We start from the raw sequence: 24873 nt of genomic DNA, 5'->3' as shown, positions 1-24873 counted from the left end.
GATATCAATGATAGTATTGATCAATAAATCATTATATCCACGAGGAGAAAAAACTATCAATCGCTTGTGATTATTGATGTTTTTGCCTAAATCGCTGCTTCGCCTGAGCAATCGCTTGCTTCACTTGTTTTTGCGCTACACCACCTTTTGCCAGACGTTTGTCCAGACAGGATTGCAGCGATAAAACATCATAAACATCTATAGAAATAACATGACTGGATTTCTGCAATTCAAGCAGGGAAAGCTCTTCCAACGCCTTGCCTTTGTCAATTGCCATAACAACGACTTCACCAACAATATGATGCGCCTCACGGAATGGAACACCTTTTGCCACCAGATAATCCGCCAATTCGGTCGCATTGGCATATCCCTGTTTTGCCGCTTCCTCACAACGGGGACGTTTTACTTGAATGCCATCCAGCACCAGTATCGCCATGTGCAGACAATCCAACCAAGTATCCAATGCATCAAACAAGCCTTCCTTATCTTCCTGCATGTCTTTATTGTAAGCGAGAGGCAGCCCTTTCAGAGTCATCATCATACCCGTTAATGCCCCCTGAACTCGTCCACATTTGCCACGGATAAGTTCCAATGCATCAGGGTTTTTCTTTTGTGGCATCAAGGAAGAACCAGAAGTTACCCGATCCGATAACTCAACAAATCCGGCCTCTCCGCTATTAAAGAAAATCAAATCTTCAGCAAAACGCGAAAGGTGGATCATGCTAATGCTCGCACCTGACAGCAGCTCCAAGACATGATCACGATCAGAAACGCTATCCAGACTATTGCGTGTTGCTGAGGAAAAACCTAACCACGAAGCCAATTGCTCACGATCAATATCATAAGCTGTTCCTGCCAGTGCACCACATCCCAACGGGCTGGCATCCAACCGTCTTAGCGCATCTTGCAAACGATCTTCATCACGGCTAAGCATTTCCATATAGGCCAAACACCAATGGGCAAAAGTGATGGGTTGCGCCCGCTGCAAATGGGTATAACCCGGCATTACCGCATCTTGATTATTTTCAGCAGTGAACACCAAAGCTTGTTGCAACTCGCCCAATACTTCCAGAATATGAACGATCTGATCTTTGCACCATAACTTCAGATCAGTCGCAACCTGATCATTACGGCTACGCCCCGTATGGAGTTTCTTAGCCAAATCCCCCACTTTCGTAATAAGTTGCCCTTCTACCCAGCTATGAATATCTTCCGCATCGCTTTGCAGAATAGCTTTGGGGTTAGCTCGCACAGCATCCAGTAACTCATTTAAAGCCTGTTCCAGCTTTTGCTGCTCTTCGGCAGTTAATACTCCCACTGTAACCAATGCTTTTGACCATGCAACCGAGCCAATAATATCCTGCTCCGCCAAGCGATAATCAAAACGCAGTGAATCATTAAATTGCTTGAACCGCTGATCGGCTTCCTGACTGAAACGCCCGCCCCAAAGTGCCATAATATCGTTCCTGTTCTCTATCTATTTATTGGCAATATATTTATTGCCAATAAATTAAATTGATTACCAAAAAATTATTTTTTGCTGTTCAATGCCCGAATGCGTGAAGATAGCGAATAGAGGCGAATAAATCCTTCTGCATGGCTATGATCATAAACAGCATCTTCCCCAAAAGTAGCGAACTCTTCAGAATAGAGGCTATTGGCTGATTTTTTCTGCACTGCTGTTACCGTACCTTTATAAAGTTTCAGAATAACTTCACCGCTGACACCAGCCGCTAATACTTCTGCTGCCGCTTGAATGGATTGACACAATGGTGCAAACCAACGGCCATCATAAACAACATAAGACATTTCCAGCCCCAGCTGTTGACGCCATTTGAAACTATCGCGATCCAAAACCAATTGCTCGATACCACGCAATGCCTCCATCATAATCGTTCCCCCCGGAGTTTCGTAACAACCACGGGATTTCATACCTACCAGACGGTTTTCCACGATATCGATTCGGCCAATACCATGCCTGGCTCCCAACTCATTTAACGCATTCAGACATTGGTACGGTGACAACACCTGACCATTCACGCCAATCACCTCACCGCTTTCAACCGTCACCGTGACATATTCTGGCTCATCAGGAGCCTCTTCGGGTTCTGCAGTCCACACCCAACAATCTTTATTAGCAGCATTCCATGTGCTTTCCAGAACCCCGCCTTCAGTTGAAATGTGCCATGCATTTTCATCACGGCTATAGATTTTTTCTAGCGTTGCGGTTGTCGGGATATCACGAACTTTCAAATAATCCAGCAGCGCTTCACGGGAGCGCAGCTCCCATTCCCGCCATGGAGCAATAACCTTCAGATGTGGTGCTAATGCAGTATAAGTACTTTCGAACCGAACCTGATCATTGCCTTTGCCTGTTGCACCGTGAGCGACAGCATCAGCCCCCACTTTCAGAGCCAATTCAACCTGTGCCTTTGCAATGATTGGACGAGCCATTGACGTACCGAGCAGATAACTTCCTTCATATAGAGCGCCAGTTTTCAGTACGGGATAAACATATTCTTTGATAAATTCCTCACGCAGATCGACGACATGGCATTCGGAAGCACCAGAACGCAATGCTTTCTGTTCCACTCCTTCCAAATCTTCACGACTTTGGCCGACATCAGCTACAAACGCAATCACATCACAATTGCCATAATGTTCTTTCAACCACGGAATAATGGCGGATGTATCCAAACCACCTGAATATGCCAGAACGATTTTTTTAATGTTTGTAGTTGTAGTTGTAGTTATAGAAGTAATAGTCATAGGGATAACCTTTTTAATTTTATTTATCTCAGCCAAAAGGCCGTGTTCTCAATCAACCCAAAATTCGTGTACCAATGGGTATGCCATTAAATAACGCAATCAACTGATCTGCATGTCGCCAACTCGCGATATCCACTGGCTGTCCAAGTGTTTTTGCCGCTTCCAACGCTGCATGCACTTTGACAATCATGCCATCGGTGATAATGCCTTGATCGACAAGCTGCTCGATCTTCTCTTTCGTGACTTCTGGGATTTTTTTCCCTTTTCCATCCAGAATACCGCTGACATCAGACAACAAGATCAAATCCCCATTAAGCACTTGCGCGATGGCAGTAGCAGCTTGATCTGCATTCACATTCATCAGCTCGCCCTGTTCAGTAATACCGATTGAACTAATAATCGGCATATAGCCCACATCCAGCAAAATTTTCAGGAGATCAGGCTTTCCTGGTTGCGCCTTCCCAGTGTGACCGAATTCTTTATCAAGTTGAGAAACCTTAACTGTCCCTCCATCCCCCAGACATAATCCGATGGCAGGCAAACGATACTTTGTTGCCCACGCCAGCAATTTTTTATTGGCTGTTCCGGCCAATGTCCCAGTAATGATGTCGATTTGGTCTTCAGGCGTAACTCGCAAACCTTGTTTTTTCACAACCGGCATTTGCAATTGCTGCATCAATTCATCAACCAAGCAGCCACCGCCGTGCACAATAACCAGCGGACGTTTATGTGTCTTTCGGTATAACTGTAATGTAGTAAATAACCGTTCTAGTGCCTCTTCACTGTCTAACAACACACCACCCAACTTGATAACTAGCGGCTCCATCGGATTTATCCTCTGTCGGTATTAGAATCTGTAGGAATCTTCATTTTTCGGAATTCAGTTATTAGAAATTCAATCATTAAAAAATTTAGTCATTCAAAATTAAAGCAATGCCAGAATTTCTTCATAGCCAAAACGAATATTCATGCACTGCACTGCTTGGGCTGCTGCCCCTTTCAACAAATTATCCTCAGCACCTACGATGATCAGGTGCTGCCCCTGAACAGCAAAACCAATATCGCAGAATGGCAAACCAACCACGGCTTTCAACGCGGGAACCCCGTTATTGTATAAACGCACCAACGGCTTATCATGATATACCTGCTGATAAGCCTCTCTAATTTGTACTTCTGTCACACCAGGCTTTAATTTACAGGTAATTGTGGCAAGAATACCGCGTGAGAAATTGCCCAAATGAGGGGTAAAAATCACCTCTGTACCTAAATGTGTGGCGATTTCAGGCTGATGACGATGGTTAAAAACCCCATAAGGCTGCAAACTAATTTCACAAAAGCTATTTGTGATAGATGCCTTCCGTCCAGCACCACTGACACCACTAACAGCATTGATCACAGGCCAATGTTCTGTATCTAATAAATTTTGTTCAAGCAACGGTTTCAAGGAAAGTTGGGAAACGGTAGGGTAACAGCCGGGCACTGCAATCAATTGTGCTTGCTTGATTTTCTCTGCCTGCCATTCTGCCAGTCCATACACCGCTTGCTCCAGCCACTCAGCATTTTTATGTTTGAACCCGTAGTATTTTTCATAAAACTGTGTATTTTGTACGCGATAGGCACCAGATAAATCAAACACAATACAGCCCGCCTCCAGAAATACTGGCGCAATGTCATGGCTGACTTCATGAGCCGTAGCGAGGAAGACCACATCAATTCCTTTCGCCGCCTCAGTCACATCGGTCAGCGGCTGTAAGGGCAAATCAAGAATACCTTTATATTGTGGATGAAGTTCTGAAAAACATTTCCCCGCATCTGAACTTTGAGAAGAAACCATCAAGTTGGAGAGATGGACATGGGGATGACGTTGCAGATATGCTGCTAACTCAGCCCCGGTATAACCACTGGCACCAACTATCAGCGTATTCAGCATAGGATTTATTCACCTTATAGTATTAATCCAATAGTATTAGTCCAACTATCTCACTGCATTTATATGCAATAAATTTGAATGAATATTGATACTATTATGAGTAAGGGCTGTCAACAGTGAATCTTAAATTACCATCTTTTATTAAATTATATCATCAGCTCATTGCGGCTCCTTCTATCAGCGCAACCGATTCTGAGCTAGATCAAAGCAATGAAGTTGTTATCACTCTGCTGGCAGAATGGCTAAAAGAGATCGGGTTTTCCATTGAAATTCAACCCGTCCCTGAAACCCGGGGGAAATTCAATCTGCTGGCAACACTGGGCAGTGGTTCGGGTGGTTTACTACTATGCGGACATACAGATACCGTTCCTTTTGATGCGGGGCGCTGGACACAAGATCCATTCACGCTGACCGAACGCGATGGCAAGTTATATGGGCTTGGGACAGCAGACATGAAAGGCTTCTTTGCCTTTATTGTTGATGCGCTGCGGGATATTGATGCCAGTAAACTCTCTCACCCCCTTTATATTCTGGCTACCGCTGACGAAGAAACATCAATGGCAGGGGCGCGTTACTTTGCTGCCAATACCCATATTCGGCCTGATTTTGCGATCATTGGCGAACCCACATCATTACAGCCAATCCGTGCCCATAAGGGGCATATGGCCCAAGCGATCCGCATTGAAGGAAAATCAGGGCACTCCAGCGATCCGGCCCGGGGCGTCAATGCCATTGATCTGATGCACGAATCCATTACCCAGCTAATAAAACTACGCAATATCTTACAAGAACGCTATCACAACCCAGCTTTCGTCATCCCCTACCCAACCATGAATTTCGGTCATATTCACGGTGGTGATGCCGCAAACCGCATTTGTGCCTGCTGTGAACTGCATATGGATATCCGCCCGCTTCCCGGATTGACCTTGCAGGATTTGAATGGATTGCTGAATGACGCATTGGAACCCGTAAAACAGCGCTGGCCCGGTCGCCTAAACGTGACAGAACTTCATCCTCCTATACCGGGTTATGAGTGTCCAACAGATCACAAACTGGTTGGCGTAATTGAAAAACTCTTGGGAACGAAAGCAGATACCGTCAATTACTGTACGGAAGCACCTTTTATTCAGGAATTGTGCCCAACATTGGTCTTGGGGCCGGGGTCGATTGAACAAGCACATCAACCTGATGAATTTTTGGATATGACGTTTATTGAGCCTACAAGAAAACTACTTTCACAGCTTGTGGAGCACTTTTGTTTGAGTGCCGATTGACTATCACTATATAACCTTGGCAAGTAACATAACCTCGGTGAGTACATCGGGGTTTTTTTACTATATTCAATTAGTTAACCTGATACCATCAACATCCAATATGCCTCAATAAGCAACTGGCTATTTCAGTATTTTCACGCCGCCTCTCCAACATGAATTTCTTTCCTGATCACTTTGAATATTCCTCATTGGGAATGAGCCATTTCTTTATTGACTAAAAAACCCACTTCACCCATTCTATTTAGACGTCCAAACGTATAGACATATAAACATTTAAACATCTAAAAATAAGCGGGCAAAAGTTCCGTTTGTTCATGAGGGCACAGGGTATGAGTTTTTTTCACGCTAATCAGCGAGAAGCGCTGAACCAGAATCTGGCTGAACTTGAAGGGCAAATTCGTGTTTCCTTTGAATTCTTTCCACCCAGAACGGCTGAGATGGAGCAAACTCTGTGGAAATCCATTGATCGCTTGAGCAAGCTGAAGCCTAAGTTTGTTTCTGTTACCTATGGTGCCAACTCTGGCGAACGTGATCGCACTCATAGCATTATCAAGGGTATTAAAGAAAAAACTGGCCTTGATGCAGCCCCACACCTGACTTGCATTGATGCCAGCCGTGGAGAACTAAGCAACATTGCTCATGATTATTGGCAAAACGGCATTCGTCATATTGTGGCATTGCGTGGTGATTTACCGGCTAACGGTTGTAAACCAGAAATGTATGGTGCAGATTTAGTTGAGCTATTAAAAAAAGAAGCGGATTTTGATATCTCTGTTGCCGCTTATCCAGAAGTGCATCCAGAAGCGAAAAGTGCACAGGCAGACTTGATCAATTTAAAACGTAAAATTGATGCCGGAGCCAATCGCGCTATTACTCAATTCTTTTTTGACGTGGAGAGTTATCTACGTTTTCGCGATCGCTGTGTCGCAACGGGGATTGATGTGGAAATCGTGCCGGGAATTTTACCTGTCTCAAACTTTCGTCAGTTACAACGATTTGCCACGATAACTAACGTTCGTATTCCAAGCTGGATGACCAGAATGTTTGAAGGATTGGATAATGATCCGGAAAGCCGAAGTTTAGTCGGCGCATCTATTGCTATGGATATGGTAAAAATCCTCAGTCGTGAAGGCGTAAAAGATTTTCATTTTTATACCCTGAACCGAGCAGAATTAAGTTATGCCATTTGCCATACTTTGGGAGTGCGTCCTTCTTGATTTATCTATTGCATTGCAAGTTACCCATTACAAGTTTTACAACCGCAGAAGCCGGGCTAGATGATAGTTCGGCGTCACTGTAGATAACTCTTTCTTTAAGCAGATTAAAACGCAAAAAGCCAAACAGTTTCCCATTCGGCTTTGGTGCTTGAAAAACTTTTAAAAAACTATCCCGTATTACGCATTCCTGCCGCAACACCGGCAATCGTTACCATCAACGCCTGTTCAAGATGCGGATCAGGATTTTCCTGCTGACGGGAACGCTGTAATAATTCGGCCTGTAGTACGTTCAATGGATCGGTATACACGTTACGCAATGCGATAGATTCTGCGATCCACGGCAAATCCGCCATCAATTGCTCATCTTGTGAAATGGTCAATACTGTTTTGATATCTTCCGCAAGTTGGTTGCGTAATTTAACTCCCAGTGACCACAACTTCGGTTCGACCAAACGCTGATCATAATATTCCGCTAACCATAAATCTGCTTTGGCAAACACCATCTCTAACATGGCAATACGCGTATTGAAAAATGGCCAATCGCGGCACATATCCGTTAAAACCGACAAATTGCCCGCATCAATCACCCGTTGTAGCGCCGCGCCAGCACCCAGCCATGCCGGAAGCATCAGACGGTTTTGTGTCCATGCAAATATCCACGGGATCGCTCGCAAACTTTCAACACCCCCCATCGGGCGTCGTTTAGCAGGTCGTGAACCCAAAGGCAGTTTTGCCAATTCTTGCTCAGGTGTTGCTGCCCGAAAATAAGGCACAAATTCCGGTTGCTCACGCACATAATCACGATACATATCACAAGAAACATCCGAAAGCGTGTCCATAACCTGATGCCATTCCGGTTTTGGTTCCGGCGGTGGCAATAAGTTTGCTTCCAGAATCGCACTGGCATACAAGGCCAAGCTGCTGATCGTCACCTGCGGCAAACCAAACTTAAAGCGGATCATTTCTCCCTGTTCCGTTACGCGAAACCCTCCTTTCAGGCTACCCGGCGGTTGGGAAAGCAAAGCAGAATGTGCAGGTGCACCACCGCGACCAATTGTGCCACCGCGTCCGTGAAACAGAGTCAGTGTTACGCCTTCTTGTTCACATACTTTGATTAATGCATCTTGTGCCCGATATTGTGCCCACGATGCCGCCATCACTCCCGCATCTTTGGCTGAATCTGAGTAACCAATCATCACCATCTGTTTGTCCTTAATCAGATCGCGATACCATTCAATCCCCAACAGTTGCCGAATTACACTTTCTGCATTATTAAGGTCATCAAGGGTTTCGAACAACGGGGCAACCGGTAATGACAATGAACATCCCGCTTCCTTCAGCAACAATTTCACTGCCAACACATCAGAAGGAACTTTCGCCATGGAAATAACATAAGCCGCAATCGCATCTTGTGGTGATTCAGCAATAACTTTACAGGTATCGAAAACCTCTTGAGTTTCTGCGCTTAGCTGCCAATCATGTGGGATCAGGGGACGTTTTGACTGCAATTCACGTAGCAGGAATGCCTGTTTTTCAGTTTCAGGCCAGCCCTCATAATCTCCCATTTCCAGATATTGCGTCAGTTCAGCAATCGCATCGGTATGGCGGGTACTTTCCTGACGGATATCAATACGCACCAAAGACAAACCAAAGCAACGAATGCGGCGCAAGGTATCCAGCAATTGCCCATTCGCGATAATTTCCATGCCACAATCTTTCAGGGATTGATAACAGGCATATAGCGGTTGCCATAATTGTTCGTTATGCAACAGTAAATCCGCGGGTGGCAGGGCTTGTTCACCTTTAAGGAGTTTTTCCAGATAAGCCAGCGTGTTGCTTAATTGCGTCCGCAATTGCTTGGCAATCTCACGGTAAGGTTCTGAAACCTGCTCACCTCCCGCCATTTGGCGAAGTTCAGGCGTACACTCCGACATGGAGAGTTCAGAAACTAAAATCTGAATATCTTTCAGGAACAGCTCTGCAGCTTTCCAACGACTAAGCAGCAAGACATGACGGGTAATTTCAGCGGTAACATTAGGGTTACCATCACGATCCCCTCCCATCCAAGAGGTAAAGCGCACTGGTACGGCTTCCACCGGCAGACTATAACCAATGGACTCTTGCAGTTGCTCATTGAATTCACGCAGGAATGCCGGCACACCTTCCCACAAGCTATTTTCGACAACAGCAAAACCCCATTTTGCTTCATCAATTGGGGTTGGGCGAATCTTACGTATCTCATCAGTATGCCATGATTGGGCAATCAACTGACGCAACCGGCGCATAATGTTATTGCGTTCATAATCCGCCAAATCATCGTGATCAAGCTGTGCCAGACAACCATTAACTTCAACCAGTTTATGAATCAGGGTGCGGCGGGCAATTTCTGTCGGATGGGCAGTCAGAACCAATTCAATCGCCAGTTCATTGACCGCATTGACCAACTCATCATTACTGAATTGTTTATCTTTGAGCCGATTGAACAGCGCTGCCAACGCTACCGGGTTGCTTGCCGCTTCGCCATGTGGAGAGATGCTATGATATTGTTCAGCAACATTAGTCAGATTTAAAAACTGATTAAACGCACGGGCAACAGGCAATAATTCATCATTAGATAAATTTTCCAGTGTCGATAAAAGCTGCTGACGGTGGGTTTCATTGCCTGCGCGGGATGATTTGGACAACTTCCTGATTGTTTCAACTTTATCAAGAATATCTTCTCCCAAAGCTTCTTTAATTGTATCGCCCAGCAACTTACCGAGCATACTGACATTACTTCGCATTGCGGAATATTGTTGATTCATGTGGTTTCTGGCCTTGTGTTGCTGTATGTCATCCATTTCACCAGAAGACTGGCTCAATTGGCATTTACCCTATTTTTTCTGTCTAAAATGCTTCATGTTTTGCTGTAGAGAATATTCTTTTGTTTATCTCTGACATGCTATTCATATCAGAAAATAAACAATTTGGGCGGATTTTATGAAATTTAATCTGGATTTCTTTTTTATAAGATAATTCGATTTCTTTTCTTGCTTGTACTCAATAAATCTTGCTTATTTTCAACAAGTTTTATCTTTTCAAAAGAGCCTGATGGGATGGCGATACCAACTGGGAGCGATGATTGAATAAACAACCCTTTTTCTGCAATTTTTCTGCAATTAGCAGGGATCATCCTTCATGTCCCTGCCAAAATCCGTTCAAAAACCTAATCGACAGAAAAAAATCTCTGCCTATAGAATACTGGGCTACAGAAGCTGCGACAGACGATTTAAATCTGACTGGATTGCTCCCGCCGTGACATCTCGTCCGGCTCCCGGTCCGCGGATCACTAATGGATTGTCACGATACCAGCGGCTCTCTATCGCAAAAACATTATCTGCCGGCAACAGTGAAGCCAATGGATGATCATCACGTACCGCTTCCACGCCAACTTTCGCCTTACCGCTGGCATCAAAACGCGCAACATACCGCAGTACCATGCCCATTTCCCGTGCTGCCTCCAATCGTTGCAGCATCTGCGCATTAATGGCAGCGCTGTTTTCAAAGAATTCCTCAATGGAGCCGAGCCGCGCCTCTTTCGGTACTAAAGACTCAATACGCACTTGATCAGGCTCGATCTCATAACCGGCTTCACGAGCCAGAATAACCAGTTTTCGCATCACATCCTGACCAGAAAGATCAATGCGTGGATCAGGTTCTGTCAACCCCTGCTGCCATGCTTGTTCCACTAATTCACTGAAAGGCACAGAACCATCAAACTGCAGGAACAACCAAGATAATGTTCCGGAAAAAACCCCACTGATGGAAAGGATAGTATCACCGCTTTCCCGCAGATCTCTGACGGAATAGTTAATCGGCAACCCCGCACCAACCGTAGCGTTGTATAACCAGTGACTGCCTGTTTTTGCAAAAGCATCACGGATCATGCGATATGTATTGCTGTCGGAAGAGCCGGCAATTTTGTTGGCGCTGATTACGTGGAAGCCATAGCTGGCAAAATAAATGTACTCTGCGGCCAATTCTCCACTTGCCGTGACGTCCAGTACGACCAAATCGTCATAAGGATGTGCCCTCATCCACAAAAACAGAGCTTCCTCTTCATGTTCAGTCGCTTCATCATCAAAGAATGCCAACGCCCGACTCGCATCAATTCCCTGATAATTCAACAGACTCCGACGACTATCGACGATACCCGCCAGAATAAATTCAAAATCGCTGCGAGCAGAAATATTCTTCTGTTCACGAGCAAACAGCTCCAGCCAGCGAGAACCAATATTTCCTTTACCAAACAGCATCAAACCGATACGCTTTTCTGCCCGGAACAGGCTTTGGTGTAACCCCTGAATCAAATGCAATGTCTGATTCGAACGCAGTACGGCAACAAGACTGATGCCATCTTCCGCATGCCAGATAAATTCAACCGGCTGATCTTTTAATTGTTGATAAAAACGATGGCTATGCAGCGGATTCTTGCATACACCCGCCCCAACCAGAGCCACCAGTGCCAAACCTTCACGTAAAGAAAGTTTGCCGGGCAAGGAGGCATCCTGCAAAACATCAAGAACGCTATTCACAACCTCAGAGGTATAGCAAAGCTGGATCAGGTTGCAATCTGCATGCAGCCCTGTTGCCAATGGACGAATCTGAGTGCGCTTCAATAAAGAATCAATATCCTTGTTGATTTGCTTGAAATCGTGGGCTGAAGAAACATGCAGTTCAATCAGGCAAACATCCTCATGACTGGTAACGATTTTTGCCCCTGTTCCTGTAGCCAGCACCCGTTCAATACGGGTGGAACCTTGTTCAGGCTGGTAACTGCAACGCAATTGCAGATCAATATCGCTGATGGAGACAGGCTGCAATGTGCGAGTATGAAGAACGGGCGCTGCCAAGCGTGCCAATTCACTGGCTTCATCCAAACGCAGCAACGGCAGCAGGCAAGCATCTTTGACTTTACGCGGATCAGCACTGTAGACCCCCGCCACATCGCTCCAAATCGTGACCTTTTTGGCTCCAGCCAAAGCCCCGACTTGGGTAGCTGAATAATCGCTGCCATTGCGCCCCAACAATACAGTTTCACCACTCTGATTACTGGAAATAAAACCGGTAACCACTAAACGCTTATTGGGGTTTTGAATCAATAACTGGCTAAACAGGGGCTGGGATAAGCTGACATCAACTTGCGGCTGGGCAACACGCTCTGCCCGCAGAAATTTACGCGCATCCAGCCATGCACTAGGGAGCCCCTGATTTTCAAGCACCGAAGCCATCAAACGTGCAGACCAGATTTCCCCGTGTCCCACTACTTCTGCATATGTGATGTCTGTGATGGGTTTATCCAGCAATGCACTCAATCTTTCCAGATCAGCGATAAACATTGCACTCAGTTCCTCTGCAACGGCTTCGGGCAACAAACCACGGATCAACTCTTGCTGGTAGCGCCGTAGGGATTGCTGTATTTGATGCGCTGATATCCGGTCACTCTGACTCAGTTTAAGCCAGTCGATCAGCTGATTGGTCGTACTCCCTGCTGCCGATACCACCATCAAATCACCCGGCTGGCTGTAGTTCGCCATAATTTCAGCAACCCGCTGATAGCATTTCACATTGGCCAGACTACTGCCACCAAATTTATGTAACTGACGGCCCGATTCCGCCCCCGCTGTTGCCAGTGCACTCATGATTAATGATTACCTCGTTGCCGCTGCCTGAAACGCATTGTCCAGATCAGCTATTAAATCCTGACTATCTTCAATTCCTACAGAGACACGAAGAAGCAAATCCGTAATCCCTGCCTGAGCCCTTGCTTCTGCTGACATTCCCGCGTGTGTCATTGTTGCGGTATGAGAAATCAACGATTCCACACCACCAAGAGATTCAGCCAAAGTAAATAATCTTAACGCAGATAAAAAACGACGCATGGTCTGTTCATCACCATCCAGTTCAAAACTTAGCATTGCCCCAAAACCTCGCTGTTGTTTAACGGCAATTTCATGTCCGGGATGGTTCTTCAATGCAGGATAAAAAAGTTTTTTCACTTGAGTCTGCTGCTGCAGGTAATCCACAACAGCAACAGCATTGTTTTGCTGAAGCAATACACGGGCAGATAATGTACGAATACCACGCAGTAGCAAATAGCTGTCAAAGGCCCCTGCTGTTACTCCGATATTATTCGCCCACCAAGCCAAATCATCAGCAATGGCTGATTCCTTGGCGATAATTGCTCCTGCAATGAGATCAGAGTGTCCATTCAAATATTTAGTACAGGAATGAACCACTAAATCAGCCCCTAAATCCAATGGCTTTTGCAATACGGGGCTTAAGAAGGTGTTATCGACGATAGCCAATGCCCCAACTTCATGAGCCAATCCACAAATGTATTGAATATCAACGATCCGCAACAGAGGATTGCTCGGTGTTTCAATCAATACCAGCTTGGGCTTTTTAGCCAACGCCTGTTTCAATGCCTGTTGATCTGATTGATCAACAAAAATCACATTGTATGCACCGCGTTTACTCAGACTGTCAAAAAGACGATAACTGCCGCCATAGCAATCATGGGGAGCTACCAATAAATCCCCTGGTTTCAGGAATACGGTACAAAGCAGATGGATAGCAGACATGCCACTGCTGGTCATGACTGCGCCTGCGCCCCCTTCCAGTTCTGCCAACACCTGTTGGACAACATCACGGCCAGGATTGCCACGGCGGGAATAATCATGAGCCCTGGGTTCATTGAACCCCGTAAAGTTGTAAGTGCTGGAAAGATAGATAGGCGGAACAACACAACCATATTGTTCATCAATATTTGAACCACTGTGAACCGCAATTGTCGCTTGCTTACATCCCATAGCCTTTCCCCATCATCGTTATTATTGGCGTCATGCAAGAATAACCACTGGAGATATGGACGTCAATACATCTAGACATCCAAAATATTTTACGGTTTAATACCGCGATTCAATGAGTGTCATTACATTTTATATGTCTTCTGGTTATATTTTATAAATTAGTGCGGATGGAGCGATATAGACGATAGGTGAAATATGCTAGACTACCGCATTATCGACATGAAAACAGGTCAGAAATCCCCTCCAACTTCTGATCTCAATTACTTGGTTCAAAAACTATTTAAGGTATCTCATGGCTGAGTGGAATGGTGAGTATGTCAGCCCTTATGCTGAACATGGCAAAAAAAGCGAACAGGTCAAAAAAATTACAGTTTCAATTCCGCTGAAGGTATTGAAAATCCTGACTGATGAACGCACCCGTCGTCAGGTGAATAATCTACGTCATGCAACAAACAGCGAATTACTGTGTGAAGCTTTTCTCCATGCGTTCACTGGACAACCTCTGCCTAATGATAATGATTTGCGCAAAGAGCGCCATGATGAAATCCCAGAAGCAGCGAAAATCATGATGCGTGAGCTAGGTATTGATCCTGAGACATGGGAATATTGATAACAAAAACGCCCGATGTTTTGCATCGGGCGTTTTTGTTTCAACTATCCAGCCTGTATAGATTACAAGCCGGGAAAAGTCATTACTTCTTAGCGCCTGGTACGCTGAAACGTTTGTTAAAGCGATCAACACGGCCACCAGTTGCAACGTCACGCTGCTTACCAGTATAGAACGGGTGGCATTCACCACAAACGTCCAGGTTCAGGTTGTGACCTACAGTAGAGTTGATTTTGATTACATTACCGCAAGAACAAGATGCAGTAACTTCTTCGTATTTAGGATGGATACCTTCTTTCATGGGAAACCTCTGTTCAGGCCGTGTCGCTATCCAGCCTTGTTACCGCCAGACACCACACGTCGTGTTGATAATCGTGTTGATAAAAATAAGTTTCGGTAATTTCTATACCAAAGGCGGCGGATCATACAGAATATCTGTTTATTGCGCAATGAAATCTGCTCATTTGCTATGATACCCTTATCACTATATTTTTTTATATATTCTTTTATCTGGTCGTTAATTATCCGGAAATCGCCTTATGACAGTTGTTCAGGTTGCGTTGCCTGTCCCCCTCACACGCTCGTTTGATTATCTACTGCCTACAGGATTACCTTTACCAGCTATCGGTATTCGAGTACTCGTGCCTTTTGGTAAACGGAATGCAATAGGTATCGTCACAGGTATCGCAGACAGCAGCGAATTCCCTCCTGAACAACTCAAGTCTATTTCTACTATTCTTGATGTCTATCCCCTTTTTCCTAATGATCTCTGGCAGTTACTCCAATGGGCAGCCAGCTATTATCACTATCCGCTGGGCGAAGTTTTATTCCATGCCCTGCCTGTCTTGCTGAGACAGGGAAAACCAGCAGAATTCTCCCCACTCTGGCAATGGCAAGTCACCGACGCTGGTCGTGAGTTTCCTATTGCACAACTCAAACGCTCCACCAAACAGCAGAAAGCTTTAGCCGCTTTGTGCCAACATCCCATTTATCGCCATCAAGTTTCTGAACTGGAGTTAAGTGAAAGTGCACTGCAATCACTGAAAAAAAAATCACTGATTGCTCTGCATCCCATCCAGCCAGAAGCTGAAAACTGGTATGCGCATTTTCAAACCATCGGCGAAAGGTTAAAACTCAATACAGAGCAAGCGACTGCGGTAGGCGCCATTCGTGCAGAAGATCAAACCTTTTCTCCGTGGCTGCTGGCAGGTATCACGGGATCAGGTAAAACGGAAATATATCTCAGTGTACTGGAAAACATTCTTGCACAAGGCAAACAAGCACTAATTTTAGTACCAGAAATTGGCCTGACTCCACAGACTATCCGCCGTTTCAGGGAACGTTTCAACGCGCCAATTGATGTTCTGCACTCAGCCCTGAATGACAGCGAACGGCTGACGGTTTGGCTGAGGGCGAAAAGAGGGGAAAATGCCATCGTTATCGGTACGCGCTCGGCCCTGTTTACCCCATTTGCCCATCTTGGCGTTATCATTATTGATGAAGAACATGACAGTTCTTACAAACAGCAAGAAGGCTGGCGTTATCATGCGCGCGATCTAGCGGTGTTCCGTGCTAAAAAAGAGGGAATTCCGATCATTATGGGCACCGCCACCCCCGCACTGGAAACACTGTATAATGTACAACAAGGAAAATATCGCCAACTCGCCTTAACCCAACGAGCAGGTCATGCCCAGCCAGCAACTCAGCATTTATTGGATCTTAAAGGCTTGCCACTGACTGTTGGATTATCACAACCACTCATCAATCGCATCAGCGAACACCTCAAGGCTGATAATCAGGTCATCCTGTTTCTGAACCGTCGTGGCTATTCCCCTGCCCTGCTCTGCCACGAATGTGGCTGGATAGCTGAATGCCAACGATGTGATCACTATTACACCCTGCATCAAAGCCATCGCTACCTGCGTTGCCATCACTGTGACAGCCAGCGTCCAATCCCTCGCCAATGCCCACAATGCGGCTCCACTAACTTAATTCCCGTTGGTTTAGGTACTGAACAGCTTGAAGATGGAATTACAAAACTGTTCCCCAATGTTCCTGTCACCCGTATTGACCGTGATACCACCAGCCGCAAGGGAGCGCTGGAACAACAACTTGCCGAAGTACATCAAGGTGGGGCGCGTATTTTGATTGGCACCCAAATGTTGGCAAAAGGCCACCATTTCCCTGATGTGACACTGGTTGCCTTACTGGATGTCGATGGCGCCCTGTTTTCTGCTGATTTTCGGGCAGCAGAGCGCTTTGCCCAGCTATATACCCAAGTCTCGGGTCGGGCAGGACGAGCAGGAAAACGGGGAGAAGTTGTCCTCCAGACTCACCATCCTGAGCATCCACTTTTGCAAGTGTTGTTAGAAAAAGGCTACGATGCCTTTGCCCGGCAAGCGATGGAAGAACGCCAGCAAGTTCATCTGCCGCCTTTTGCCAGCCATATCCTGCTCCGCTCAGAAGATCACGATAATCAGCAAGCTCCCGCATTTTTACAACAAATGCGTCAACTGTTTGAACATCATCCACAGTACGGTGATCATTTATGGATCATGGGGCCAGTACCCGCATTACAGGCCAAACGAAGCGGACGTTATCGCTGGCAATTGATGGTTCAACATCCTTCTCGCATTTTTCTACAAAAAATGATGGCTGAGATCTATCCCCAAATCACAGCACTCCCGCAATCACGTAAAGTAAAATGGAATATTGATGTTGATCCCACAGAAGGTTAATGACAGAAATAGAAAATTGCGTGTCATCGCAAAGCACCAAAATTAGGCCGAACATTTTTAGAAAAATAGAGACAATTATTTCTCCAATTTGCGAAGTATCTCTAAGAAATGATTCATATCACATTTTTTGTGTAAACAAAGTAACGGATTGATCTATTAATCGGTTTAAAATGAATCTATTAATATGATTGTAGAAATCAATCTGCCAGCGTTCCTCTCTAAGGAATGACTGGCTTTTTTTTAGCAGCCGGAGAGCAATCGTTTCGCTGCCTGTGGAAAGTGAGGAGTGAACCTATGGAAAAAAAGAATTGCGCGTTGGCAACCATGAAAGATGTTGCCAAAGTGGCTGGTGTTTCTACCGCAACTGTATCAAGAACACTAATGAGTCCTGACAAGGTTTCTGCACGCACGCGACAAAAAGTTGAGAATGCGGTATTGGAAGTTGGTTACTATCCCCACAATCTAGCCAAAAACTTACGACGCAATGAATCCAGGACAATCTTGGTTATCGTTCCCAATATCAGTGATCCTTTCTTTACTGAAGTCATTCGGGGTATTGAAGAAACGGCGGCAGAACATGGTTACTTAGTTCTGATTGGCGATTGCAAACATCAGCAGCAACAAGAACATGCATTTATCAATCTTCTGATCACCAAACGTATTGATGGTATGGTATTACTGGGTTCCAACATTCCTTTCGATGTTTCCAAAGAAGAACAAAAGAATCTGCCGCCAATGGTCATGGCCAATGAATTCGCGCCGGAGCTGGAATTGCCTACCGTCCATATTGACAATCTGACAGCAGCCTTTAATGCCACCCATCACTTACAAAAATTAGGGCACAAACGCATAGCCTGTATTACAGGGCCGGAAACCATGCCACTGTGCCACTATCGCTTGCAAGGTTACATTCAGGCATTGCGGCGCACAGAGGTAGAAATTCGCGAAGAATATATTGTCCGCGGTGATTTCACTCACGAAAGTGGCTCCACATTGGCGGAAAGCTTGCTTACCCTGCCTGAACCTCCAAGCGCTATTTTCTGTCATAGCGATGTCATGGCCATGGGAGCAATATGGCAAGCTAAAAAGATGGGATTAAAATTACCAGAAGACCTCTCTGTCGTTGGTTTCGATAATTTAAATCTGGCTCAATACTGCGAACCAGCCCTAACCACAGTGAAACAACCTCGTTATGAAATTGGGCATAATTCCATTCTATTGTTGCTGGAACAGCTACAAGGCCGCTTAGTTTCCAAAGACTCAAGGTTATTGGAAGCAGAATTGATCATTCGAGCAAGCACTTGTTCGCCTAAAAGCTAGGCAAATAACGCCAGCTTAAGTAACATTAGTTATCTATTCCTTAATCTTTTAAATAACTCAGCGAATTAAACAGTGGCACAACGAGATTATGTAAGTCGCGGGCGTAGCAATCCCCGCCGGAAAAATACGGGTAAGAAAAAAAATCAAGCTCAAGGATTATCCAAAACTACATTAGCCGTTGCTGCGGTATTGATGGTCATGTTTATTGGTGGACTTTATTTCATTGCACACAATCAGAAGGAAAAAAGTGTACAAAATAGCCCAAAGTCCAACCATCAAACCAAGGAATATAGCCTGCCACCAAAACCAGAAGAGCGTTGGAGTTATATAAAAGAATTGGAAAATCGTCCTGTTAATGAATCTCCAATACAAGACCCCAATGCAACATCAACATTGAACGAGCCGTTAAACCAGGCTCCCCAATTAACGGCAGAACAGAAGCAACTACTCGAGCAAATGCAGGCAGACATGCGCCAGCCGCCTATTTTATTGAAAGAGGTACCTTATAACAGTGAACTCGTTCCACGTTCACGGGTCTTGATTAATCCGCCTGCACAACAATATGAATATGCGCAGCAGCAACATACCCAACAACAAGCCGGACAACACTCGTCAGAACAAAAGCCAGCAGCCCCTATTCAAAGCACCAGTGAAGCTGGCAAACCAAAGCCTGAAAAAAATAACTCGAAATTGATGCTACAATGTGGCTCTTTCCGAGCAATGGAACAAGCGGAGTCTGTCCGTGCGAACCTTGCATTTGCAGGCATTGAGAGTCAGATTGCCACAAAAGATAATTGGAACCGTGTTGTACTTGGCCCTTATAGAAACAAGCCCAGCGCTGAAAAAATGCGCGAACGCGTTGCAGGAGCAGGTGTACCCGGCTGTATTCTCCGCCCTACCGGGGGTTGAAAAAACGGAAAACTCCCCCATCTTAATCTCTAATAACATACACATGGTGCTTTTATCAGCAGTGCGCAAGCAATTGTGGGATAACCAATTAATGCTCCGTGTGTACTATTTTTTATTTTGTAACCAGGGGCTAACTCGTGACTACAATCGTAAGTATTCGCCGTAACGGCAAAGTCGTCATCGGCGGTGACGGACAAGCAACAATGGGTCATACCGTTATGAAAGGCAATGTCCGCAAAGTGCGCCGCCTTTACAATGACAAGGTCATCGCGGGTTTTGCCGGCGGTACTGCAGATGCTTTCACGCTGTTCGAGCTGTTTGAGCGGAAACTCGAGATGCATCAAGGGCATCTGACCAAAGCAGCCGTTGAACTTGCCAAAGACTGGCGAACAGATCGCATGCTGCGCAAGCTGGAAGCCCTGCTTGCAGTCGCAGATGAAAATGCTTCTCTGATTATTACAGGTAACGGTGATGTGATTCAGCCAGAGAATGACCTTATCGCCATTGGTTCCGGTGGCTCATACGCACAGGCAGCTGCCCGCGCTATGTTGGAAACAACCGAACTCAGCGCCAGAGAAATCGCGGAACGTGCTCTGACCATCGCCGGCGATATCTGCATCTACACCAACCATAATCACAACTTCGAAGAACTGCCTTCGAAAGCGTAAGGATAGAGAGTATGTCTGAAATGACCCCTCGCGAAATTGTCAGCGAGCTTAACAACCACATTATCGGTCAGGATAAAGCAAAACGTGCTGTTGCTATTGCCCTGCGTAACCGCTGGCGTCGTATGCAGTTAGATGAATCACTGCGCCATGAAGTCACTCCAAAAAATATTTTGATGATAGGCCCAACCGGTGTCGGTAAAACCGAGATTGCCCGTCGTCTGGCAAAACTGGCCAATGCTCCCTTTATCAAGGTTGAAGCAACTAAATTCACCGAAGTCGGTTATGTCGGTAAAGAAGTCGATTCCATCATTCGTGATCTGACTGACGCCGCAGTAAAAATGGTGCGCCTGCAATCGATTGAGAAAAACCGCTATCGTGCCGAAGAGTTAGCAGAAGAGCGTATTCTGGATGTCCTGCTGCCACCGGCAAAAAATAACTGGGGACAAGCAGAACCTCAATCTGAGCCATCCTCAACCCGTCAGGCATTCCGCAAGAAATTGCGTGAAGGCCAGTTAGACGAGAAAGAAATTGAAATCGAAGTTTCAGCCTCCCCAGTTGGTGTTGAAATCATGGCACCTCCCGGCATGGAAGAGATGACGAATCAATTGCAGTCCATGTTCCAAAATCTGGCAGGCCAGCGTCAAAAAAATCGCAAGATGAAAATTAAAGACGCATTCAAACTGCTGATCGAAGAAGAAGCCGCAAAACTGGTCAATCCTGAAGAACTGAAACAGCAGGCCATTGATGCAGTTGAACAACACGGCATCGTTTTCATTGATGAGATCGATAAAATTTGTAAACGCGGTCAAACTTCCGGCCCAGATGTTTCCCGTGAAGGTGTTCAACGCGATTTGTTGCCACTTGTAGAAGGCTGCACAGTTTCCACTAAACATGGCATGGTCAAAACGGATCACATCCTGTTCATTGCCTCCGGTGCGTTTCAGGTTTCCAGCCCTTCTGATCTGATCCCGGAACTTCAGGGTCGCCTGCCAATCCGCGTTGAATTGCAAGCCCTGACCACTGAAGACTTTGAACGTATTCTGACCGAGCCTAATGCTTCATTGACTGAGCAATACAAAGCCCTGATGGCAACTGAAGGCATGGGAATCGAATTCACGGCTGACGGAATCCGTAAAATTGCGGAAGCGGCATGGCAAGTGAATGAAACAACTGAAAACATTGGTGCCCGTCGTCTGCACACCGTTCTTGAACGCATGATGGAAGACATCTCTTTTGATGCCAGCGAACGTCAAGGACAATCTGTTGAAATCAATTCCGATTATGTCAAAGAACACTTGGACGAACTGGTTGCAGATGAAGATTTGAGTCGGTTTATTTTGTAATCAGTCATATTGGCTTGATTAGAATCAATTTGCCGGACTTATTCACGTGAGCAATTTAACGTGAAAAAGACGCGAAATAATAGAAAGATCGCGAAACAGGGAGGCTTTTAGCCTCCCATTTTTTTATTTTCAATGGTATAAAATTTATTACACCAATCATAATGACAAACAGTGACAATATGAGCTCAACAACGTCTATCAGCCAGACACAGGCATGGCTGGAAAGCTTACGCCCTAAAACGCTCCCACTGGCCGTTGCTGCCGTCGTAACCGGTTCAGCTCTTGCGTCATGGATGGGGCATTTCAAATGGCCTGTCGCATTATTGGCTTTATTAACCGCAGCCATACTGCAAATTCTTTCTAATCTTGCCAACGATTATGGTGATGTCACCAAAGGCAGCGATACAGGAAAACGCATTGGCCCAATGCGTGGCATGCAAAAAGGTCTGATTACTGCAAAGCAGATGAAAAATGCATTGAAGATCACCGTGCTGCTCTCTTGTTTATCAGGAATTTCCCTCATCACTGTAGCCAGCAACAGCCCAGGCGACATTATCGGTTTCTTGATTCTGGGATTACTGGCGATTGTCGCAGCTATCACTTATACGGTGGGTACTCGCCCTTATGGTTATATCGGGCTGGGAGATATTTCTGTCCTGATTTTTTTCGGCTGGTTGAGTGTTCTTGGTACTTACTATCTGCAAACCCGTACTTTTTCCATCAGTACCATTTTGCCCGCAACTGCCTGTGGCTTACTCTCCGTGGCAGTTTTGAATATTAATAACTTACGCGATATCGAAAATGATCGCCAAAACGGCAAAAATACTCTGGCTGTCCGGTTGGGAGGGAAAAAGGCTCGCTATTATCATGCTGCTCTTCTGGTTACCGCCATGCTCTGCTTTGCCATTTTCACACTCCTGTACCTGCATAATTGGTTTAGTTGGTTGTTCCTGCTCGCTTTTCCCCTGTTATTGAAACATATAGTACAAGTGCTGCGTGATCCGACACCTGAAGGTATGCGTCCCAAGTTGGTACAAATGGTCAAAGCTGCATTACTGACCAATATTCTGTTTTCCATTGGATTGATACTTAATTAAGCGAGTAGGCATCAATTTTACACACAAGTTTTGAGATTGATGATTTTGCCAACATTGGCTTTAAAAGGATATACTGTCCGTTCCTTGCATAACCAGACGTAAATCCCATGAAATATGATACTTCCGAACTTTGTGATGTCTATCAAGAAGATATAAATGTGGTAGAGCCACTTTTCTCCAACTTTGGTGGGCGTACTTCATTTGGTGGTCAGATCATCACAGTGAAATGTTTTGAAGACAATGGTCTTCTTTATGACTTACTTGAAGAAAATGGACATGGTCGCATTTTGCTCGTTGATGGTGGCGGCTCGGTACGCAAGGCACTGGTTGATGCAGAACTGGCACAACTTGCCGTCAATAATGGGTGGGAAGGCATTGTCGTCTATGGTGCTGTGCGTCAGGTCGATTATCTCGCTGAACTTGATATTGGTATTCAGGCAATGGCTGCCATTCCTGCCGGCTCCAATAGCGGAGGAGTGGGAGAAAGTGATATCAGGGTGAATTTCGGTGGTGTAACGTTTTTCTCTGGTGACTATCTCTACGCAGACAATACCGGCATCGTTTTATCAGAAGTTCCGCTGGAAATTGACGAAGAGCTTGATGGAGACCGTGACGACGATGAAATCTAATCCCAGATAAAAACGGAAACAGATATTCCGATTAACTGACCTAATTTAATCAAGTTAAAGGGAATATAAAAAAGGGCGTAGTTATCGCCCTTTTTCAGCTAATCCATGGATACCTTATTGTACATCTTCCATCTTGCCTAGCAGGGTGCGTAAGCGCTCTTGCCATGCTGATTGTTCTTGCTTGAGCTGCTCATTTTCACGTACCAGAGAATCACGGCTGTCTGTCATGTTCTGAACATCCTGAGATAAGACCGCGTTCTTTTCTTTTAATTCTTCCATTTCCATTTGCAACAAAGTGATGGTATCAATCGCCTGCTGAACTTTGGATTCTAGTTTTTCAAAAACTTCAAATGACATTCTGGGGCCCTCTTGTAAGCAATGTCTTGATTGTATTTAGCCTATTAACGACTGTCTAGTTTCATCCTTTCAATGTGCGGTATAACGAGAAATATAGTGACCAAAACCAAATGTTCATAAGATCACATTTCCAAGCCGAATAAAACACCAAATAAATGCGAATTCGCTCATTTTGTTGACGCAACACGCAGATTTCAATTTCGCTATTTCTCGTTTACGCGCATTAACGATAAATTCACAGAAATCTTTCTCTTAATGCATAAAAAGGGACTAATAATTAATCTCTTTCCCCTGTACTTTTTATAGGATGATAGGATATAGAAATGAGTCAGACCACCACTCCAACATTATCAGGACAATGCATTTCCGAATTTCTGGGTACTGCATTGCTCGTTTTTTTTGGCTTAGGCTGCGTTGCTGCTGCCCGACTTGCAGGAGCACAACTGGGCTTATGGGAAATCAGCATTATCTGGGGCTTTGGTGTCACCCTGGCAGTTTATCTTACTGCCGGTATTTCGGGTGCACATCTTAACCCCGCAGTTACTATTGCTTTATGCCTATTTGCCAACTTTGACAGAAAAAAAGTGTTGCCTTACATCATTGCCCAAATGTTCGGAGGCTTTGTCGCTGCACTCATTATCTACATGATGTATTACAACCTTTTCCTGGATTATGAGCAAGTTCACGACATCATTCGCGGCTCGCAGGAAAGCCTCTTTACTGCTGGGGTTTTCTCCACTTATCCGGCTGCTCAGATCTCCGTATTAAATGCATTTATCGTTGAAGTTATCATCGCGGCCGTTCTATTGTGCCTGATCCTGTCCCTGACAGATGATGGCAATGGTATTCCTCGAGGGCCTTTGGCTCCTCTGTTAATCGGTATTCTCATTGCGGTTATCGGTGGTTCATTTGGTTCCTTAACTGGATTTGCTCTGAACCCAGCTCGTGACTTCGGCCCCAAATTAGTGGCTTACTTGACTGGTTGGGGAGATGTTGCCCTAACAGGAGGTCGAGATATTCCTTATTGCCTTGTTCCGTTGGTAGCTCCTATCGTTGGCGCGATTTTAGGTGCTTTTGGCTACCGCAAACTGATTACTCGCCATTTACCGCGCGAGGTTTAAATTTGCCATACTGAACTTTTACCATTTGAAATATGGCAAACCA

Annotated in this window: 21 protein-coding genes; 11 read left to right on the top strand and 10 right to left on the bottom strand. The window is 45.3% G+C overall.

Features of this window, described 5'->3' with window-relative positions:
* Positions 1-70: 70 nt before the first annotated feature.
* The 4 genes from argH to argC form a co-directional block, all read right to left on the bottom strand.
* A complete protein-coding gene (argH, locus tag Xvie_RS16650) occupies positions 71-1456 on the bottom strand; it encodes an argininosuccinate lyase (protein WP_086110304.1) in 1386 nt (461 codons plus the stop codon).
* A gap of 74 nt (positions 1457-1530) precedes the next feature.
* Complete coding sequence (locus Xvie_RS16645; protein WP_086110303.1) at positions 1531-2769, bottom strand: argininosuccinate synthase; 1239 nt, start codon at positions 2767-2769, stop codon at positions 1531-1533.
* A gap of 52 nt (positions 2770-2821) precedes the next feature.
* On the bottom strand, positions 2822-3595 hold the full coding sequence (gene argB / locus Xvie_RS16640) for an acetylglutamate kinase (protein WP_086110302.1): 774 nt from the start codon (positions 3593-3595) through the stop codon (positions 2822-2824).
* A gap of 99 nt (positions 3596-3694) precedes the next feature.
* Complete coding sequence (argC, locus tag Xvie_RS16635) at positions 3695-4699, bottom strand: N-acetyl-gamma-glutamyl-phosphate reductase (RefSeq protein ID WP_086110301.1); 1005 nt, start codon at positions 4697-4699, stop codon at positions 3695-3697.
* A gap of 116 nt (positions 4700-4815) precedes the next feature.
* Between argC and argE the strand changes: the two genes are divergently transcribed.
* Together argE and metF are read left to right on the top strand one after the other, a co-directional pair.
* Entirely contained in the window at positions 4816-5973 is a 1158-nt protein-coding gene (argE, locus tag Xvie_RS16630; protein ID WP_086110300.1) for an acetylornithine deacetylase, read from the top strand.
* 329 nt (positions 5974-6302) lie between these two features.
* Entirely contained in the window at positions 6303-7190 is an 888-nt protein-coding gene (metF, locus tag Xvie_RS16625; RefSeq protein WP_086110299.1) for a methylenetetrahydrofolate reductase, read from the top strand.
* Between the two features lie 167 nt (positions 7191-7357).
* On the opposite strand, the gene ppc is transcribed toward metF, so the two are convergent.
* From ppc to metB, 4 genes are all read right to left on the bottom strand, one after another.
* Positions 7358-9994, bottom strand: a complete 2637-nt coding sequence (ppc, locus tag Xvie_RS16620) for a phosphoenolpyruvate carboxylase (RefSeq protein ID WP_139838871.1) — start codon at positions 9992-9994, stop codon at positions 7358-7360.
* Positions 9995-10194: 200 nt separating this feature from the next.
* Positions 10195-10362 (bottom strand): hypothetical protein, encoded by a 168-nt coding sequence (locus Xvie_RS21680; RefSeq protein WP_167376293.1) that lies wholly within the window; start codon positions 10360-10362, stop codon positions 10195-10197.
* Between the two features lie 73 nt (positions 10363-10435).
* Positions 10436-12871 (bottom strand): bifunctional aspartate kinase/homoserine dehydrogenase II, encoded by a 2436-nt coding sequence (locus tag Xvie_RS16615; RefSeq protein WP_086110298.1) that lies wholly within the window; start codon positions 12869-12871, stop codon positions 10436-10438.
* Between the two features lie 9 nt (positions 12872-12880).
* Complete coding sequence (metB, locus tag Xvie_RS16610) at positions 12881-14041, bottom strand: cystathionine gamma-synthase (RefSeq protein ID WP_086110297.1); 1161 nt, start codon at positions 14039-14041, stop codon at positions 12881-12883.
* A gap of 292 nt (positions 14042-14333) precedes the next feature.
* On the opposite strand from metB, the gene metJ reads away from it, so the two are divergent.
* Positions 14334-14651 (top strand): met regulon transcriptional regulator MetJ, encoded by a 318-nt coding sequence (gene metJ / locus Xvie_RS16605; RefSeq protein WP_086110296.1) that lies wholly within the window; start codon positions 14334-14336, stop codon positions 14649-14651.
* An 82-nt stretch (positions 14652-14733) separates the two neighbouring features.
* Here the strand turns inward: metJ and rpmE are convergent, their stop codons facing one another.
* Positions 14734-14949: a 50S ribosomal protein L31 gene (gene rpmE, locus Xvie_RS16600; protein ID WP_086110295.1), complete on the bottom strand. Its 216-nt coding sequence runs from the start codon at positions 14947-14949 to the stop codon at positions 14734-14736.
* Between the two features lie 238 nt (positions 14950-15187).
* Between rpmE and priA the strand changes: the two genes are divergently transcribed.
* The 7 genes from priA (at position 15188) to rraA (ending at position 23352) form a co-directional block, all read left to right on the top strand.
* Entirely contained in the window at positions 15188-17386 is a 2199-nt protein-coding gene (gene priA, locus Xvie_RS16595; RefSeq protein ID WP_086110294.1) for a primosomal protein N', read from the top strand.
* Between the two features lie 294 nt (positions 17387-17680).
* The gene (cytR, locus tag Xvie_RS16590; protein WP_086110293.1) at positions 17681-18706 is read left to right on the top strand and encodes a DNA-binding transcriptional regulator CytR; all 1026 of its coding nucleotides are present in this window, start codon (positions 17681-17683) and stop codon (positions 18704-18706) included.
* Between the two features lie 72 nt (positions 18707-18778).
* Entirely contained in the window at positions 18779-19615 is an 837-nt protein-coding gene (ftsN, locus tag Xvie_RS16585; RefSeq protein ID WP_086110292.1) for a cell division protein FtsN, read from the top strand.
* Positions 19616-19752: 137 nt separating this feature from the next.
* On the top strand, positions 19753-20283 hold the full coding sequence (gene hslV / locus Xvie_RS16580) for an ATP-dependent protease subunit HslV (RefSeq protein WP_086110291.1): 531 nt from the start codon (positions 19753-19755) through the stop codon (positions 20281-20283).
* An 11-nt stretch (positions 20284-20294) separates the two neighbouring features.
* Positions 20295-21626: an HslU--HslV peptidase ATPase subunit gene (gene hslU / locus Xvie_RS16575; protein WP_086110290.1), complete on the top strand. Its 1332-nt coding sequence runs from the start codon at positions 20295-20297 to the stop codon at positions 21624-21626.
* Between the two features lie 179 nt (positions 21627-21805).
* Positions 21806-22723: a 1,4-dihydroxy-2-naphthoate polyprenyltransferase gene (locus Xvie_RS16570; RefSeq protein ID WP_086110317.1), complete on the top strand. Its 918-nt coding sequence runs from the start codon at positions 21806-21808 to the stop codon at positions 22721-22723.
* Between the two features lie 107 nt (positions 22724-22830).
* Entirely contained in the window at positions 22831-23352 is a 522-nt protein-coding gene (gene rraA, locus Xvie_RS16565) for a ribonuclease E activity regulator RraA (RefSeq protein ID WP_086110289.1), read from the top strand.
* Positions 23353-23466: 114 nt separating this feature from the next.
* Here rraA and zapB read toward each other — a convergent pair whose 3' ends face one another.
* Positions 23467-23709, bottom strand: a complete 243-nt coding sequence (gene zapB / locus Xvie_RS16560) for a cell division protein ZapB (RefSeq protein ID WP_086110288.1) — start codon at positions 23707-23709, stop codon at positions 23467-23469.
* Between the two features lie 323 nt (positions 23710-24032).
* Here zapB and Xvie_RS16555 point away from each other — a divergent pair, with 323 nt between their 5' ends.
* Positions 24033-24830 (top strand): MIP/aquaporin family protein, encoded by a 798-nt coding sequence (locus Xvie_RS16555; protein ID WP_086110287.1) that lies wholly within the window; start codon positions 24033-24035, stop codon positions 24828-24830.
* The last annotated feature ends 43 nt before the right edge of the window (positions 24831-24873 follow it).

The organism is Xenorhabdus vietnamensis (assembly GCF_002127535.1).
Lineage (GTDB): Bacteria > Pseudomonadota > Gammaproteobacteria > Enterobacterales > Enterobacteriaceae > Xenorhabdus > Xenorhabdus vietnamensis.
This window is presented reverse-complemented; position numbering and strand designations above follow the sequence as displayed.